We start from the raw sequence: 16,038 nt of genomic DNA, 5'->3' as shown, positions 1-16,038 counted from the left end.
GAGCTGGCCCCGTCGAGCATTCCGGGCGGTGTATCGCAAACCGATTCCACAGCAGGCGCAGCACCTGGCGTCTGCGCAGACCACAGCCCGATCGAGGAACAGGAGGGGGGCGACACGGTGACACCACCGCAGGGAGGACAGTGGGCACGGGCGCAGCGCAAGCCGGAACCACCACGGCTGAGCCTGATCGTCACCGACTTCGATGCGATGTTCGACACCATCGAAGAGCAATGGCAGGAACGAGCCCTGTGCGCTCAGACGGATCCGGAGGCGTTCTTCCCCGAGAAGGGCGGCTCCACTCGCGAGGCGAAGCGGATCTGCATGGGCTGCGAGGTTCGCGACGAATGTCTGGAATACGCACTGGCGCACGACGAACGCTTCGGCATCTGGGGCGGACTATCCGAACGGGAGCGCCGTCGCCTGAAGCGAGGCATCAGCTAGCCGGGAGCCCGGGGATCTTCCCCAGGCTCCCGCGGTTTTTCCCGGCTGGTTCGCCGATCATTCCTCGACGGGATCGATGACGTCCGGATCCACCCCCAGATAGGTGGCGATCTGCTGGACGAGCACCTCGCGCAGCAGGTCGACCAGATCGTCGGGGTCGCCGTTCGCACGCCACTCCAGCGGCTTGCGGAACAGCACGACGCGGGCCCGGGTCGCCGCCCCGTGCCGGTCCACACCGGCCGGGATCAAACGGGACAGCGGCACCGGGCCGTCGGCGACGACCTCGTCCGGCCAGGTCACCGAATCCGGGTGCAGCGGACGGATTTTCGGCACGTCGTCGACGGCGATATCCAGTTTGGTGAGCCGGTCGTGCCAGCGGCTGTCCAGGGGCGCGAACGCCTCCAGCACCAGCCGGTCGAACTGCTGGCCCCGGGTGCGCCACGCGGGCACGGTCGGAGGCAGCATGGGTCCGCGCACCCCACGCCCACGACGTAGCACCGACCGCGCGGTCGGCGGTCGCTTCCGTGAACGGGTCATGGCAATAACCTAAACCCCCCGCCCGCCCCGCGTTCGCCGCCACCCGCAACGGTTTCCGGGCAGTGATCAGCATCCCATCCTGCGTGTCTCGCGGCGCGCGGGCGTGAGGGGGGTTACTCTCCTCGGTGTGATTCCCATGCGTCGTTGCTGCCGTCCAGGCTGCAAGAACCCGGCCGTCGCGACGCTCACCTATGTGTACTCCGATTCGACGGCCGTCGTCGGCCCGCTGGCCACCGTCGCCGAACCGCACTCCTGGGACCTCTGCGAGACCCACGCCTCCCGGATCACCGCCCCGAAGGGCTGGGACATGGTCCGCCACGAGGGCGGCTTCTCCTCCAGCACCCCCGACGACGACGATCTGACCGCACTGGCCGAGGCCGTCCGCGAGGCCGGAATGCGCCGTCGCACACCGGAACCCGAGCACCGCGGCTACTCCGACACCCCCGCCGCCCCCGCGCGGCCGACCCGCACCGGGCGCACCGGCCGCCGCGGCCATCTGCGCGTCCTGCCCGACCCACCCAGCTGAGCGGCGGGCGGATTAGGGGTGGGACCTCGCCTGCGCCGGGCGCGCGCCTACTAGGGTGTTCAGCATGACAGTCGCGCGATCTGCCGAGTCGGTACATGCAGTTGTCAAGGCGTACGACGTTCGCGGTGTCGTCGGGGAGCAGATCGACGCGGATTTCGTTCGGGACGTGGGCGCTTCGTTCGCGCGGCTGATGCGGGACGAGGGCGCCGCACAGGTCGTCATCGGTCACGACATGCGCGATTCGTCCCCCGGTTTGGCGAACGCCTTCGCCGACGGCGTCCTGGACCAGGGTCTGGACGTGGTGCACATCGGGCTCGCCTCGACCGACGAGCTGTACTTCACCTCCGGTCACCTGGCCTGCCCGGGCGCGATGTTCACCGCCAGCCACAACCCCGCCCGCTACAACGGCATCAAGCTGTGCCGGGCCAATGCGCTGCCGGTCGGACAGGACACCGGCCTGGCCACCATCACCGCGGAGCTGATCGGCGGCGTGCCCGCCTTCGACGGTCCGCGCGGCAGCGCGAGCGAGCGGAACCTGCTCGACGCCTACGCCGAATTCCTGCGCGGGCTGGTCGATCTGAGCTCCATTCGGTCGCTGAAGGTCGCCGTCGACGCGGGCAACGGCATGGGCGGCTACACCGTGCCCGCGGTATTCGGCCCGGTGCCGCAGCTGACCGTCGCGCCGCTGTACTTCGAGCTGGACGGCTCGTTCCCCAATCACGAGGCCAATCCGCTGGATCCGAAGAATCTGGTGGACCTGCAGAAGTTCGTGCGCGAAACCGGCGCCGACATCGGCCTGGCCTTCGACGGCGACGCCGACCGCTGCTTCGTGATCGACGAGCGGGGTGAGCCCGTCACGCCGTCGGCCATCACCGCACTTGTCGCCGAGCGGGAGCTGGCCAAGGAGCCGGGTGCGACGATCATCCACAATCTGATCACCTCGCGGGCGGTGCCGGAGCTGGTGAGCGAGCTGGGCGGCACGCCGGTGCGCACCCGCGTCGGACATTCGTTCATCAAGCAGCAGATGGCCGCGACGGGCGCCATCTTCGGCGGCGAGCATTCCGCGCACTACTACTTCCGCGACTTCTGGGGCGCCGACTCCGGCATGCTGGCCGCGCTGCACGTGCTGGCCGCGTTGGGCGAGAAGGACCGCCCGATGTCCGAACTGGCCGCCTCGTATGCAACATATGCCGCCTCCGGGGAGATCAATTCCACAGTGGCGGACGCGAAGGAGCGGACGATGGCGGTACTCGCGGCGTTCGAGGGCCGGGCCAAGTCGGTGGATCGGCTGGACGGGTTGACCGTGCAACTGCCCGACGACGCCTGGTTCAACCTGCGCGCCTCGAATACCGAACCGCTGCTGCGGCTCAACGTCGAGGCGCGATCGCCGGAGGATGTAGACGCACTCGTAACCGAGATCCTGAGCATCGTCCGCGGCTGACTGGAATAGTGGAATCACAGAGCTCGGATTCGCCCGGCCTGGTGACCCGATTGAGGGGAGGTGGCAACGCCCGATGATCGCAGGGACACCGGTACTCGACCTCGATGACGTCGCCTCGCTGGAGGCCGCCGATTCCGGAGGGACATTGCGCTCGGCCGCCTCGGGTGGCGCGCAGGTGCGCGCGACCGCCGCGGCCATCGGTGAGGACGCGCTGGCCCGACTGGCCGATTTACGTCCTCGCAGCCTGGTGCTGGTCTCGGGATCCGGGCGCGCGGCCCGCGCCGCCGCGCTGCTGACGGCCGCGCTGGGCGATCGCGCCGGACTGCCGATCGTGCCGGTCACCGAGATCCCGCAGTGGGTCGGCCCGCTGGACGTGGTGCTCGTCGCGGGCGACGACGCGGGCGATCCACGCCTGATCGGCGCGGTGGACCGGGCGTTGCGCCGCGGCGCCGAGGTGGTCGTCGCCGCACCCGACGAGGGTCCGCTGCGGGCGGCCGCGGCCGGCCGGGCGGCGATCCTGCCGCCGCGGGTACGGGTGCTCGAGCACAATCGGCTGCTGCGCTATCTGGCCGTCGGTATCGCCGTGCTGCGGGCCATCGATCCGGCCAAGACCGCAGCGCAGGTACCCGACCTGGACGCGCTCGCCGACGCCCTCGACGCCGAGGCGCTGCGCGACGGGCCGCAGAACGAGGTCTTCCACAATCCGGCCAAGACCCTGGCCGCGCGCATGCAGGAGCGCCGCATCGTGCTGGCCGGGGACTCCCCCGCCGCGACCGAGGTGGCCGCGCACACCGCCGAGGTGCTGCTGCAGGCGGCCGGGCAGATCGCCGCCGCCACCGGTCTGGCCGACGCCGTGGCCGCGCACGCGCGGATGAGCGAGGCCGCGGGCGTGGCCGCGCCCGGCTACGATCCGCTGTTCCACGACGAGCAGCTCGACGGACCGGCTCCGGTCGACCGGGTACGGGTGTTCGTGGTCAGCGCCGATCCGGATCAGGTGGCCGCGCATCGGCGGCTGGCCGTCTTCAGCGGTAGCGCCGGACTGGTCGACGCCGACCTGGTGAATATCGACGCCGAGCTGATGAACGGCGAGGCCGCCGTGCCGCAGGCCGCCGAAGCCCTGCTGGCCGAGCCGGATTCCCCGCCGCAGCCGCCGCCCGCCCGCGGCCAGCTCGAGCAGTTGGCCGTGCTGATCCTGCGGCTGGAGATGGCCACGGCCTATCTGCGCCTGCTCGGCAGCCGCCCAACCGCGGCCGATCGTTCCACCCAATACGACGGGGGATCGTTCTAGTGCACGAACTGGTAGGTGCGTTGCGTTCCTATGCCTGGGGTTCGCGCACCGCGCTGGCCCAGCTGTGCGGCCGCCCGGTTCCCTCCGCGCATCCGGAGGCCGAGCTGTGGTTCGGCGCCCATCCCGCCGATCCCGCGCGGATCCGCCTCGACGGGCGCAGCGCCTCGCTGCTCGAGGTGGTGGCCGCCGATCCGAAGCGCGAACTCGGCTCGGTCGCGCCGGCTTTCGGCGGACGACTGCCGTTCCTGCTCAAGATCCTCGCGGCCGAGGAGCCGCTGTCGCTGCAGGCCCATCCCAGCGCCGAGCAGGCCCGCGCCGGTTACGAGCGGGAGAATCACGCGCGGGTGCCGCTGGACTCACCGCTGCGCAACTATCGCGATGAGAACCACAAGCCCGAACTGGTGGTGGCGCTGGAGCGCTTCGAGGCGCTGGCCGGATTCCGCGATCCGAAGCGAACGGTCAAGCTGCTGCACGCGCTGTCGGTGCCGGAGCTGGCCCCCTACGCCGAACTGCTCGGCGCGCAGCCGGATTCGGACGGTCTGCGCACGCTGTTCACCACCTGGATCACGCTGCCCCAGGCCATGCTGGCCATGTTGCTGCCCAAGGTGCTCGACGGCTGCGTGCGCTACCTCAAGCAGTCCGACGACGAATCGCCGGTGACCGCGAAGGAATTCGTGGCCGAGGCGCGGACCACGCTGGAACTGGCCGAGGCCTATCCGGGCGATGCCGGAGTGCTGGCGGCGCTGCTGCTGAATCGGATCACCCTCGAACCCGGGCAGGGACTGTTCCTGGCCGCGGGCAATCTGCACGCCTATTTGCGCGGTATGGGTGTGGAGATCATGGCCAACTCCGACAACGTGCTGCGCGGCGGGCTGACGCCCAAACATGTGGACGTGCCGGAGTTGTTGCGGGTGCTGGACTTCGAGCCGCTGGAGCTGCCGATCGTGGAGCCGCAGGCGCGCGACGATGGGGAGTTCGTCTACCGCACGCCCGCGACGGAATTCGAGCTGCGCCGGTTCGAGCTGAGCGCCGACGCCGAGCCGACCCGGATTCTCGACGGCGGACCGGGCATCATCCTGTGCACGGCGGGAACCGCGCGGTTACGGCAGGGGGCCGATGAGCTGGGGATCACGCCGGGCAGTGCGGCGTGGATCTCGGCCGCCGACGGCCCCGTGCGGGCGCGGGCGACGGGCGAGGCGGCCCAGTTGTTCTGCGCCTGTGTGAGCGGTCGTTGACAACGGCTGTAGATTTACCGGCGAATCGGCACGGCCGCGAGTGACGGGCCGCGAAAGCGAAAGGACCAGGGCTGCATCATGTCTGCCGGTGGTGGTAAGAAGGCGATTCTCGCGGCACTGACCGCGAATATGGGCATCGCGATCGCGAAGTTCATCGGCGCGGCCATCACCGGTTCGGCGTCCATGCTGGCCGAGGGCGTGCACTCGGTGGCCGACACCGGCAACCAGGGGCTGCTGCTGCTCGGGCAGAAGCGGGCCGAGCGGGAGGCCGACGAGAAGCATCCGTTCGGTTACGGGCGCAATCGGTACTTCTATTCGTTCGTGGTGGCGCTGGTGCTGTTCAGCCTCGGCGCGCTGTTCTCGGTCTACGAGGGCGTACACAAGGTTCAGCACCCCGAAGACCTGACCTCGCCGATGGTGGCGATCGTCATCCTGGTGATCGCCATCGGACTGGAGACCTTCAGCTTCATCACCGCCATCCGCGAGTCGAATCCGCTGCGCGGCAACGCCAGCTGGTGGCGGTTCATCCGCACCTCCCGCAGTCCCGAACTCCCCGTGGTGCTGCTCGAGGACGCCGGGGCCCTGCTCGGCCTGATCTTCGCGCTCACGGCGGTCCTGCTCACCATGCTCACCGGCGATCCGATCTGGGACGGCATCGGCACCCTGTGCATCGGGGCCCTGCTGGGCACCATCGCCATCGTGCTGATCATCGAGATGAAGAGCCTGCTCATCGGTGAGGGCGCCACCCCAGATCAGGATCGCGCGATCCGCGAAAACCTCGTCGACGGCACCCGCATCGACCGCATAATCCACCTGCGCACCGAATACCTCGGCCCCGAGGAACTCCTCATCGCCGCCAAGGTGGCCATCGTCCCCGGCCTCGACATCTCCGATATCGCCGCCGCCATCGACGACGCCGAATCCCGAGTCCGCACAGCCGTCCCCGCCGCCAAGCTCATGTACATCGAACCGGACCTCTACCGGGTCGAGTCGATGATGTAGTCCCGGCCCAATCCGAGCAGAATCTTGTCGGCGGTCAACAGGCGTAACCGCTCGCAGTAGGCCTGGGCGGTGATCAGGCGATCGAACGGGTCGTGCCGCGACAGCTCCGGGAATTCGCTCAGCGCCTCGGCGTGATATCCGGTCACGTCGAGGACGCTCAGGCCCTGGTCGACAAGCAGATCGGTGAGCTCGGGCGGCACCGTCAGTTTGCCCAACATTGACTTGATCGTCAGTTCCCAGATCGTCGCCGCCGAGACATAGACCTCGGTCGCGGATTCGATCCGCCGTCGCGTGTCGACGCCCAGGCGTGGGTTGTCGTCGAGCAGCCAGACGGCGGTTTGGCTGTCAAGCAGAAGCATCGGCGTCCCCGTAGAACATCCCCTGGATGTCCGGGTCGACGTCGAAAACGCTGTCGTCGTAGTGCAATCGGCCCTTCAGGCCGCCGAAGGTGACCGGCGTGCCGCGATGCGGCACCAGATCCGCGATGGGCTTTCCGGCCTTGGAAATCACGATGCGCTCCCCCTTCGCCACTCGCTCCAACAGCCGTGACAGATGCGTCTTGGCTTCGTGGATGTTGACTGAGGTCATAACCTATCCTATCCGACTGGACTAAGTCTAGTCCGGTCCGGTCACCGCTTCGAACTCAGCAGGGTGAGCGGGTCCGTGTCGACGTGGAAGACGTCGCGCAGGGCGTGATGGGCGGCGTGCAGGCCGGACATGCCGTGGACGCCGGGGCCGGGCGGGGTGGAGGAGGAGCAGAGGTAGACGCCGGGGAGCGGGGTGGCGTAGGGGTTCCAGCGGAGGGCGGGGCGGAAGGGGACCTGGAGGGTGGTCATCGCGCCCGCGGCGATATCGCCGCCGATGTAGTTGGGGTTGTAGGCGGGTAGGTCGGCGGCGGTGTAGACGTGCTTGGCGAGAATGAGGTCGCGGAAGCCGGGGGCGAAGCGCTCGATCTGAGCGATGACGGCGGCGCTGACGTCGCGGGTGGAGCCGTGCGGGACGTGGGCGTAGGTATAGAGGGTGTGCTTACCGGCGGGGGCGCGGGAGTCGTCGAGGGTGCTGGGCTGGATGACCAGGACGTAGGGGCGCTGCGCATGTTCGCCCGCGGCGACGGCCTTTTCGGCGGCGACCGTCTCGGCGCGGGTACCGACCACATGCAGGGTGCCCGCGCGATCACAGCCCTCCGCCAGCCACGGCACCGGGCCCGACAGCGCGAAATCGACCTTGCAGGCCGCGCTGCCGTAGCGGAAACGTTCCAGTCGGCGGGTGTAGCGGGCGGGCAGGCGGTCACCGGCGACGCGGAGCAGTTCGGCCGGTGCGGTATCGAGCAGAATCGTTCGGGTGCCGGTGAATTCGTCGAGCGACTCGACGCGATGGCCGGTGACGACCCGACCCCCGTGCGCCACGAGATCCGCGGTGAGCGCGTCGACGATGGCCTGGCTGCCACCGCGCGGCACCGGCCACCCGTCGACATGGGCGAGGGTGCCCAGCATCAGCGCCACCCCGGCCGCCGCGAAGGCCCGCGGCGGCAGGATGGCGTGCGCGCTCACCCCGGTGAACAGGGCGGCCGCCGTGTCCTCACGAAAGCGCAAGTCCCACAGCGGTGATGCCTGCTCGAGCAGCCGCCGCCCCAACCGCACGCCGACGCCCACGTTCAGCGGTGGATGCCGCAGATCCGACATGGTCAGCTCGACCACGCCCGCCCAGTGCCGCACCAGCGGCCCGAACAGCCGCCGCCACGCCGCGCCGTCGCGACCGAGCCCGGCGACCGTGCGATCCAGATCCCGCCACGCCAGTCCGGCCACTCCCCCGTCCAGCGGATGGGCATAGGACACCTCGGGCGTACACAGCTCCACCCCGTGCGCGGCCAGATCGAAGGCGCGGAAGAACGGCGAGGCCGCCGCCATCGGATGCGCTCCGGCGCAGATGTCGTGGTGGTAGCCCGGCAGCGTCAGCTCGGCGGTCCGGCAGCCGCCGCCCACCGTGTCACCGGCCTCGTACACCTCGACGCTCAGACCGGCCCTGGCCAGGATCACCCCCGCGGCAAGCCCGTTCGGCCCGGCTCCGACAATCACCGCATCCGCCATGATCACCACTGTAGGCGCGTGCGCGTCCGGCGTCGGTGGTGTCGGCACGACCCGCGACCGGAGTGCCGACCCCACCACCGCGACGTGACGCACAACCGGACGGGTGGAATTTCGGCAAACCGACCATGGCGCGCCCCGCGGCCAACCGTCATCCTTCTTGTGATCGACATCACAATGGCGCGAGTCTTCGTGCCCTCCAAGGAGTTTGGCCATGACCACTCGCCGCTATGTCGAACTGTGCAGCGCCGCAATATTTCTCGCGGCTCCCTGGGCCGCGCCCGCCGCGGCCGACACCGGATCGGCACAATCCCCGGGCACCGTCACCGTCACCACGACCGCCGACGGGGCCGCGGTGAACCCGTTCGACGGCCGCTGCCGCACGCGCACCGGGGAATGCACGCTGCGGGCGGCCGTGCAGGTCGCCGACGCCCGCCCCGGCACCACGATCGTGCTGCCGCCCGGTCACTATCGGCTGACGATCCCGCCGAACCTGCTGAACGTCAACGGCCCCTTCATCGATCCGACCACCGGCGATCTCGACATCACCGCCGACACCACGATCGTGGGCGCGGGCCAGGAGCGGACGATCATCGACGGCAACCATCTGGACCGGGTCATGCTCACCACCGCCACGGTCTCGCTGTCGGACCTGACCATCACCGGCGGCAATACCACCCAGCGCGAGATCCCGCTCTACGACACCGGCGGCGGCGGAATCGCCAACTCGGGCAATCTGTCGCTGGAGCGGGTCACCGTCACCGGCAATGCGGCCGACTACGGCGGCGGCATCTTCAACATTCCGGTCGCCGACATGAGGGTGACCGACAGCATCATCACCGGCAATGCCGCGGGCGAGGCGGGCGGGGTGCGCTGCGACGACACCTGCACCTTCACCCGCACGACCATCAGCGACAACCGGGTGACCAATCCGAACCGCTGGTATCGCCCGGGCGGATTCGCCGGGCGCGGCGGCGGACTCGACATCCGTGGCCTCGGCGCGGTGGTGCTCATCGACTCGGTCGTGGTGCGCAACAGCGCCACCGACGGAGGCGGCGGGATCAATATCGCCCCGGCCTATCTGGACACCCTGCCGTATCAATTCACCGATGCGGTGAATCCCGGTATGGGACGGCTGATCCTGAGCGGCAGCACGATCGCCCACAACACCTCCGGCCTCGGCGAGCAGAACTGCAAGAAGGTATTCGCCGAGATCACCTCCACCGGAGGCAACACCAGCAACGACACCTCCTGCGATCTCACCGCGGCGGGCGACCGGATCGGCCCATGAGCCGATTCGCGACGGAAAGGATTGCCCCATGGGCTCGTTCAACGTGAACGACTGGATGACCACGCTCGGCCACGCGTTCACCTGGCTGATGTCGATGGCCGTCTCCGGCGCCTCCAGCGGTTCGGCGGGTTAACCGCGGGTCCACTGCGCGACGAGGATGTCCAGGCGCTGGCGGCGAGAGTCCGGGCGCAGGCGGCCGTCGTGGTCGAGGGTGGCCAGGCCGTGCAGTGAGCTCCAGGCGACCTCGGTGAAGGTCTCGACATCGCGGTCGCCCGCGAAAGGCGCGAATACCGCCGCCAGTTCGTCGAACGCGTCCTTCAGCACCGGCGGCGCGTCCGGCCCGAACTTCAGATCCACCTTCTGCACGAACATGGCGTCGTAGAGCGCTCAGCTACCTGATCGCCCCCGAATTCATCGCCCCCGGCTTCGGCCTGCCGGAATGGCCCCAAGGCCAGGCCACCGCCTTCATGAACCTCGAGGGCGTCCGCGACACCGCCTTCGGAGTCCTGATACTCGCTCTCCTCCTCACCCACCAACGCCGGGCCCTGGCCATCGGAATGCTGGCCACCAGCCTCGTCCCGCTCGGCGACATGCTCACCGTCCTGCGCTACGACGGCTCCCCCGCGGCGGCTTTCGGCATCCACGGCCTCACCGCCGCCCTGGTCATCGCGACCGGCCTCCTGCTCCTGCGCGAGCACGCAGCCGCCCACACGCCGATGATCGCCGCCACGGCCTGAGGCCCGGGCCGAGAAACAACTTGCCGCCCACATTCCCGCGGGCGGCGAACTGCCCCTTCCATGTACCAGCTCGCTCGGACTCGACCGGTATGGCACCGGACACCGACAGCTACAGGGCGCGAGGACCAACTACACGTCGGTCGAGAAACGAATCCCACCGTCGGGGATGTCCACACCCGGCCACACGCGCGCGCCGCGCAACAGCTCGCAGCGCGCCCCCACATTCGCCCCGTCGCCGATCACCGCGTCGCGCACCAGCGCCCGCGGGCCGATGCGCGCGCCCGCGCCGATGATCGAACGCTCTACCGTCGCACCGGCTTCCACGCGCGCACCGTCGAACAGGACCGCGCCGTCGAGGCGGGCGCCCGCGCCGACCTCCGCGCCGCGACCGACCACGGTGCCGCCGATCAGCAGGGCACCGGGGGCGACACCGGCACCGGCGTGCACCAGGGACTCGCCGCGCTGGCCCGGCAGGGCGGGTGAGGGGGCGATGCCGCGGACCAGATCGGCCGAGCCGCGGACGAAGTCCTCCGGGGTGCCCATATCGCGCCAGTAGGAGGTGTCGACGTGGCCCTGGATGTGCGCGCCCTCGGTGAGCAGGGCGGGGAAGACCTCGCGTTCGACCGAGACCGGGCGCCCGCTCGGAATCTTCTCGATGTACTCGCGGCGGAAGACGTAGCAACCGGCGTTGATCTGATCGGTCGGCGGGTCCTGGGTCTTCTCCAGGAATGCCGTGACCCGGCCGTTCTCGTCGGTGGGCACGCAGCCGAAGGCCCGGGGATCGCTCACCCGCACCAGATGCAGGGTCACATCGGCATTGCTGGAGACGTGGGTGTCGAGCACCGCGCCCAGATCGGTGCCGCCCAGCACGTCGCCGTTGAACACCATCACGGTGTCGGCGCGCAGCTTGGGCAGCACGTTGCGGATGCCGCCGCCGGTGCCCAGCGGTTCGGGCTCGTGGACGTATTCGATCTCGAGGCCCAGGTCAGCGCCGTCGCCGAAGTGCTCCTCGAAGACCTCGGCCCGGAACGAGGTGCCCAGCACGACGTGGTTGATCCCGGCATCGGCGATGCGGGCCAGCAGGTGGTGCAGGAACGGCAGACCGGCCACCGGCAGCATGGGCTTGGGCGCCGACAGTGTCAGCGGGCGCAGCCGCGTGCCCTGGCCGCCGACCAGGATCACGGCGTCGGTCGCGGAGTTGTCCGCCATCAGTCTCCCTGTTCAGGTTCGGCCCACGCGGGCGTGGGATCGAGATCGTCGCGCGCTACTGCTGCGCGGCGCGCTCGCGCAGCGCAGATCGAACCGCAAGCCGGCAGCGGATCGCAAGTCCAACGCGCAACGCCAGTCGCAGCGGCGCCTGCCACCAGTGCGGATGCCGATCGGCCTGGAAACGATACGCGGAGGCGTGATGGGCGGGCAGCATGGCCTCGGGATTGCGCCCCGCCGCGTGCCCCTTCGCGTGCGTGACCTCCGCCGATGGCACGAATACATTGTGCCAGCCGGCCCGGCCCATGCGATCTCCGAAGTCGACGTCCTCCATGTACATGAAGTAGCGGGAGTCGAAGCCGTCGATCGAGTCGAAGGCGGCGCGGCGTACCAGCAGGCACGATCCGGACAGCCAGCCGACCGTGCGCTCAGAGATCTCCTCGTTCTCCTGCCGGTAGCGGCGGGTCCAGGGGTTCGCGGGCCAGATCGTGCCCAGCACCGCATGCCCCGCGCCGTCGAGCAGTCCGGGCACCCGGCGTGCGGAGGGATAGACGCTGCCGTCGGGCTCGCGCACGAGCGGGCCCAGCGCCCCGGCCCGGGGCCAGCGCTGCGCGGCCTCGAGCAGCCGATCGATGGAATCGGTGCCCCAGCGGATGTCCGGATTGGCGATGACGACGAATTCGATATCCGGGTCGATCTCGGCCACCGCGCGATTGATGGCGCCGCCGTAGCCGATATTGCCCCCGGTACGCAGCAGCCGCACATGTTCGTTGGACTCGGCGGCCAGCTCCGGAGTCCCGTCGGTCGACCCGTTGTCGGCCAGGATCACCTGCGGTTTCTCGGCGGTCGCGCTGGCCAGCGTGCTGATGAAATGCTCTAGATGCTCACCGGGCGAATAGGTCACGGTGACCACGACGAGCGAGGGCCTGGCGACGGGGTCCGAAGCGTTCACGACTCCGTCGTGCCCGCTGGGTGCTGTGTTGTCTGGTTCGCTCGCACGCTCGCTCACGGAAGCCCACCCTATCCCGATATCCGCGCCAGCGCGTCGGTGAGGGCGAGCCGCCAATCCCGCAGCGGCGTCAACCCGGCGGCGACCCAGCCACGATTCGACAGCACCGAATACGCCGGCCGCCGTACGGGACTCGGGAATTGCGCGCTCGTACACGGGCGCACCCGCTCCGGATCCGCGCCCAGCTCCTCGAAAACCGCCCGCGCCAGCTCGAACCAGCTGGCCCGACCGGCATTGGTGGCGTGCAGGATTCGCGGCGCGTCCGGCCGCGCGGCCAGTTCCAGCAGCCCCGCCGCCAGATCGACGGCGAAGGTGGGCGATCCGATCTGATCGTTCACCACCGAAACCGTGTCCCGTTCCCGCTCCAGCCGCCGCATGGTGGCGACGAAATCGCCCTGGTCGCCGGTGTACACCCAGGCCGTGCGCACGATGTGGGCGGCGGGGGCCAGCTTCAGCACGGCCCGTTCCCCGGCCAGTTTGGAACGCCCGTAGACACTCGTCGGCCCGGTCGGATCGTCCGGTTCGTACGGCCTGGTGCCCGCACCGTCGAAGACGTAGTCGGTCGAGACGTGAATCAGCCTCGCGCCCAACGCGGTACATGCGGCGGCGAGCACGGCCGGACCCGTCTCGTTACCCGCGAAGGCGGCGGCCTCGTCCGTCTCGGCCGCGTCCACGCCGGTATAGGCCGCGCAGTTCACCACCACATCCCCGGCCCGCAGCACCGCGCGGACCGCCTCGGGATCGGTGATGTCCAGAGCATCGCGGCCCAGCCCCAGCGCACCGGGTTCGAGCGCGCGGACGGCACGGCCGAGCTGCCCTCCGGCCCCGGTGACGACCAGTCGCGAAACGGATGACGCACCCACGCGCGCAAGTCTCGCACGCCGCGCCGGTCGCGGTTGAACCATGCACGCCCTCGCATTCGTTAGCCTCGTCCCGAGGGGGTAGACAGGCAACATGGGGTTACCGGGTGGGGCCGAAAGGACGGCGAACGTGGCGCAGAGCAGAGGTGGATCGACGCTGTCGCGACCGCGCGGCGCCGGCACCCCGCTGCGTCCCGGACCCCGGCAGCGACCCGCATACGGCAAACCTCCGGTGAACCGATCCGCCCGGCTCATCGCCGCGGCCGCGGCCACCCTGGTGTTCATCGTCACCGGTTTCGGCTGGCACAGCGTCGACGGGCTGATCTCCGGCATCCAGCGCATCGGCAACCTCGGCCTGGGCGGCGGCAGCGACGGTGCCACCGACATCCTCATGGTCGGCATCGACAGCCGCACCGACGCGCACGGCAACCCGCTCTCGCGCGCCGAGCGGGCCATGCTGCACGCGGGTGACGAGGTCGGCACCAATACCGACACGATCGTGTTGATGCGCGTGCCCAACGACGGCCGCTCGGCCACCGCCATCTCCATTCCCCGCGACTCCTATGTCGATATTCCCGGCATCGGCATGGGCAAGATCAATTCGGCCTACGGCGTCAGCAAGGAGAAGGCGCGCCAGAAGCTGATCGCGCAGGGCGTGTCCGATGCGGAGGTGGAGCGCAGATCCACCGAGGCGGGACGCCAGGCGCTGATCAAGACCGTCGGCAACCTCACCGGAATCTCCGTCGATCACTACGCCGAGGTGAGCCTGCTGGGCTTCGTGCTGCTGACCGATGCCGTCGGCGGGGTGCAGGTATGCCTGAACAACGCTGTCGACGAACCGCTTTCGGGCGCGGACTTCCCCGCGGGCGAGCAGCGCCTCGACGGCGCGCAGGCGCTGAGCTTCGTGCGCCAGCGCCACGAACTGCCCCGCGGCGACCTCGATCGGATCGTGCGCCAGCAGGTGTTCATGGCCTCGCTCGTCCACCAGGCGCTGAGCGCGAAAATCCTGGCCAATCCGGGTAAATTACGCCAGCTCAGCGATGCGGTCGGCCGCACGATCGTGCTCGACGACGACTGGGATGTCATGAAATTCCTGCAGCAGCTGCAGGATCTGTCGGCGGGCCAGGTCGAGTTCGAGACCATCCCGGTCGCCGATATCAACGGCACGACCGCCGCGGGTGAATCGGTGGTGAAGGTCGATCCGCAGGCGGTGCAGTCCTATGTGGCGGCCCAGGTCGGCGGGAAGGCGGCCGATCCCTCGGTGGTCGAGCCGTCGTCGGTGACGGTCGATGTGTACAACGCCAGCGGCACCTCGGGCTTGGCCGGACAGGTGTCGCAGGCATTGGCGGGCAAGGGTTTTCGCACCGGCACCGTGGACAACTGGATCGGCGGCCCGGTGCCCGCGAGCCGGGTGCTGGCCGGGAACTCCGCCGACCCCAAGGCCAAGGCGGTGGCCAAGGCGCTGGGCGGCCTACCCGTCGTGGGCGAGTCCGGCCTGCCGCAGGGCACGGTCCGAGTCGTGTTGGCAGGGGACTATTCTGGTCCCGGCTCGGCGGCGGGCAGCCTGTTCGACCTGTCCGGAACGGCATCGAGCACGGCGACGCCGGTACCGCCCGCACCACCCATCGACGCCGGCCGGAACGGACCCAAATGCGTGAACTGAACCAGACCCTCACCGCGGCGCTGCTCGATCCGATCCTGGCCCGCGATCCGTCCGGTCCGCGCATCACCTACTACGACGACGCCACCGGCGCGCGCATCGAGCTGTCGGCGGTGACGCTGGCGAATTGGGCGGCCAAGACCGCCAATATGATTCGCGACGAATTCGGCCTCGCCCCGGGTGGCCGCGTGACGGTGCTGCTGCCCGCCCACTGGCAGACCGCGGCGGTGCTGCTGGGCTGCTGGTGGGCCGGGGCCGAGGTGCTGCTGCATCCGGCCGACGACGCGGAGATGGCGCTGGTGACCGCGGATCGCATCGATGACGTCACCGAGATCGCCGAGGTGGCCGCGCTGTCGCTCGATCCGCTCGGCGCACCCGTGCGCGGTCTGCCGGTCGGCATCACCGACTACGCCACCTCGGTGCGCGCCCACGGCGATCAGTTCCGGCCCGAGGGCGCCGGTGCCGCACTCGAGGGCAGTTCGGTCGCGCAGGTCCTCGCCGCGGCACGCGAATCCGCGGCCCGCCAAGGCTTCACCGACTCCGATCGCGTGCTGTCGGCCGCATCCTGGAACAGCGCGAGCGAACTGGTCGACGGCCTGCTCGCGATCTACGCCGCCGGTGCGTCGCTGGTCCAGGTCGCCAATCCCGATCCGGCCGCCCAGGCCCGGCGAATCGATACCGAACGCGTGACCCGCGCGTAGCATCGGAACCGCATGTCCTA

18 protein-coding genes are annotated in these 16,038 nt (G+C 69.7%); 10 read left to right on the top strand and 8 right to left on the bottom strand.

From position 1 onward, the window contains the following. Nucleotides 1–207 precede the first annotated feature (207 nt). Nucleotides 208–441, top strand: a complete 234-nt coding sequence (locus NDR87_RS18170; protein ID WP_030515006.1) for a WhiB family transcriptional regulator — start codon at nucleotides 208–210, stop codon at nucleotides 439–441. Between the two features lie 57 nt (nucleotides 442–498). Here the strand turns inward: NDR87_RS18170 and NDR87_RS18165 are convergent, their stop codons facing one another. Then, entirely contained in the window at nucleotides 499–978 is a 480-nt protein-coding gene (locus NDR87_RS18165) for a metallopeptidase family protein (RefSeq protein ID WP_251913984.1), read from the bottom strand. A gap of 136 nt (nucleotides 979–1,114) precedes the next feature. On the opposite strand from NDR87_RS18165, the gene NDR87_RS18160 reads away from it, so the two are divergent. The 5 genes from NDR87_RS18160 (at nucleotide 1,115) to NDR87_RS18140 (ending at nucleotide 6,470) form a co-directional block, all read left to right on the top strand. Next, entirely contained in the window at nucleotides 1,115–1,504 is a 390-nt protein-coding gene (locus tag NDR87_RS18160; protein WP_286013741.1) for a DUF3499 domain-containing protein, read from the top strand. A gap of 64 nt (nucleotides 1,505–1,568) precedes the next feature. After that, the gene (locus tag NDR87_RS18155; RefSeq protein WP_251913986.1) at nucleotides 1,569–2,945 is read left to right on the top strand and encodes a phosphomannomutase/phosphoglucomutase; all 1,377 of its coding nucleotides are present in this window, start codon (nucleotides 1,569–1,571) and stop codon (nucleotides 2,943–2,945) included. Nucleotides 2,946–3,018: 73 nt separating this feature from the next. Beyond that, complete coding sequence (locus tag NDR87_RS18150) at nucleotides 3,019–4,233, top strand: tobH protein (protein WP_251913987.1); 1,215 nt, start codon at nucleotides 3,019–3,021, stop codon at nucleotides 4,231–4,233. Continuing rightward, complete coding sequence (manA, locus tag NDR87_RS18145) at nucleotides 4,233–5,468, top strand: mannose-6-phosphate isomerase, class I (RefSeq protein WP_251913988.1); 1,236 nt, start codon at nucleotides 4,233–4,235, stop codon at nucleotides 5,466–5,468. The genes NDR87_RS18150 and manA overlap by 1 nt, the downstream gene beginning before the upstream one ends. Before the next feature lie 78 nt (nucleotides 5,469–5,546). Further along, complete coding sequence (locus NDR87_RS18140) at nucleotides 5,547–6,470, top strand: cation diffusion facilitator family transporter (RefSeq protein ID WP_251913989.1); 924 nt, start codon at nucleotides 5,547–5,549, stop codon at nucleotides 6,468–6,470. On the opposite strand, the gene NDR87_RS18135 is transcribed toward NDR87_RS18140, so the two are convergent. Genes NDR87_RS18135 through NDR87_RS18125 form a run of 3 tightly spaced genes read right to left on the bottom strand, consistent with a single transcriptional unit; the run spans nucleotide 6,446 to nucleotide 8,557 of the window. After that, nucleotides 6,446–6,829 carry a type II toxin-antitoxin system VapC family toxin gene (locus NDR87_RS18135; RefSeq protein WP_251913990.1) on the bottom strand — a complete coding sequence of 128 codons (384 nt, stop codon included), beginning with the start codon at nucleotides 6,827–6,829 and terminating at the stop codon, nucleotides 6,446–6,448. The two genes, NDR87_RS18140 and NDR87_RS18135, sit on opposite strands and share 25 nt — an antisense overlap. After that, nucleotides 6,816–7,058, bottom strand: a complete 243-nt coding sequence (locus tag NDR87_RS18130) for a type II toxin-antitoxin system Phd/YefM family antitoxin (protein WP_251913991.1) — start codon at nucleotides 7,056–7,058, stop codon at nucleotides 6,816–6,818. Before NDR87_RS18130 ends, NDR87_RS18135 begins: the two co-directional genes overlap by 14 nt. A 41-nt stretch (nucleotides 7,059–7,099) precedes the next feature. Then, the gene (locus tag NDR87_RS18125) at nucleotides 7,100–8,557 is read right to left on the bottom strand and encodes an NAD(P)/FAD-dependent oxidoreductase (RefSeq protein WP_251913992.1); all 1,458 of its coding nucleotides are present in this window, start codon (nucleotides 8,555–8,557) and stop codon (nucleotides 7,100–7,102) included. A 211-nt stretch (nucleotides 8,558–8,768) separates the two neighbouring features. Between NDR87_RS18125 and NDR87_RS18120 the strand changes: the two genes are divergently transcribed. Further along, a complete protein-coding gene (locus NDR87_RS18120) occupies nucleotides 8,769–9,845 on the top strand; it encodes a hypothetical protein (RefSeq protein WP_251913993.1) in 1,077 nt (358 codons plus the stop codon). 129 nt (nucleotides 9,846–9,974) lie between these two features. Here NDR87_RS18120 and NDR87_RS18115 read toward each other — a convergent pair whose 3' ends face one another. Then, nucleotides 9,975–10,217, bottom strand: a complete 243-nt coding sequence (locus tag NDR87_RS18115) for a TetR-like C-terminal domain-containing protein (protein WP_251913994.1) — start codon at nucleotides 10,215–10,217, stop codon at nucleotides 9,975–9,977. Between NDR87_RS18115 and NDR87_RS18110 the strand changes: the two genes are divergently transcribed. Continuing rightward, on the top strand, nucleotides 10,133–10,582 hold the full coding sequence (locus NDR87_RS18110; RefSeq protein WP_308212113.1) for a DUF4267 domain-containing protein: 450 nt from the start codon (nucleotides 10,133–10,135) through the stop codon (nucleotides 10,580–10,582). The two genes, NDR87_RS18115 and NDR87_RS18110, sit on opposite strands and share 85 nt — an antisense overlap. A 129-nt stretch (nucleotides 10,583–10,711) precedes the next feature. On the opposite strand, the gene NDR87_RS18105 is transcribed toward NDR87_RS18110, so the two are convergent. The 3 genes from NDR87_RS18105 to rfbD form a co-directional block, all read right to left on the bottom strand. Continuing rightward, nucleotides 10,712–11,791: a sugar phosphate nucleotidyltransferase gene (locus NDR87_RS18105; RefSeq protein ID WP_251913995.1), complete on the bottom strand. Its 1,080-nt coding sequence runs from the start codon at nucleotides 11,789–11,791 to the stop codon at nucleotides 10,712–10,714. A 55-nt stretch (nucleotides 11,792–11,846) separates the two neighbouring features. Further along, nucleotides 11,847–12,740 (bottom strand): glycosyltransferase family 2 protein, encoded by an 894-nt coding sequence (locus tag NDR87_RS18100; RefSeq protein WP_251913996.1) that lies wholly within the window; start codon nucleotides 12,738–12,740, stop codon nucleotides 11,847–11,849. 68 nt (nucleotides 12,741–12,808) lie between these two features. Then, complete coding sequence (gene rfbD, locus NDR87_RS18095; protein ID WP_251913997.1) at nucleotides 12,809–13,702, bottom strand: dTDP-4-dehydrorhamnose reductase; 894 nt, start codon at nucleotides 13,700–13,702, stop codon at nucleotides 12,809–12,811. Nucleotides 13,703–13,787: 85 nt separating this feature from the next. Between rfbD and NDR87_RS18090 the strand changes: the two genes are divergently transcribed. Together NDR87_RS18090 and NDR87_RS18085 are read left to right on the top strand one after the other, a co-directional pair. Further along, nucleotides 13,788–15,320: an LCP family protein gene (locus NDR87_RS18090; RefSeq protein WP_372494208.1), complete on the top strand. Its 1,533-nt coding sequence runs from the start codon at nucleotides 13,788–13,790 to the stop codon at nucleotides 15,318–15,320. Then, complete coding sequence (locus tag NDR87_RS18085) at nucleotides 15,308–16,018, top strand: TIGR03089 family protein (RefSeq protein ID WP_251913998.1); 711 nt, start codon at nucleotides 15,308–15,310, stop codon at nucleotides 16,016–16,018. Before NDR87_RS18090 ends, NDR87_RS18085 begins: the two co-directional genes overlap by 13 nt. The last annotated feature ends 20 nt before the right edge of the window (nucleotides 16,019–16,038 follow it).

The sequence above is a fragment of the Nocardia sp. CDC159 genome, assembly GCF_023740735.1.
In the GTDB taxonomy this organism is placed as follows: Bacteria; Actinomycetota; Actinomycetes; order Mycobacteriales; family Mycobacteriaceae; genus Nocardia; species Nocardia pulmonis.
Note: the sequence above shows the minus strand (reverse complement) of the source record. Positions and strands in the feature narration are given on the sequence as shown.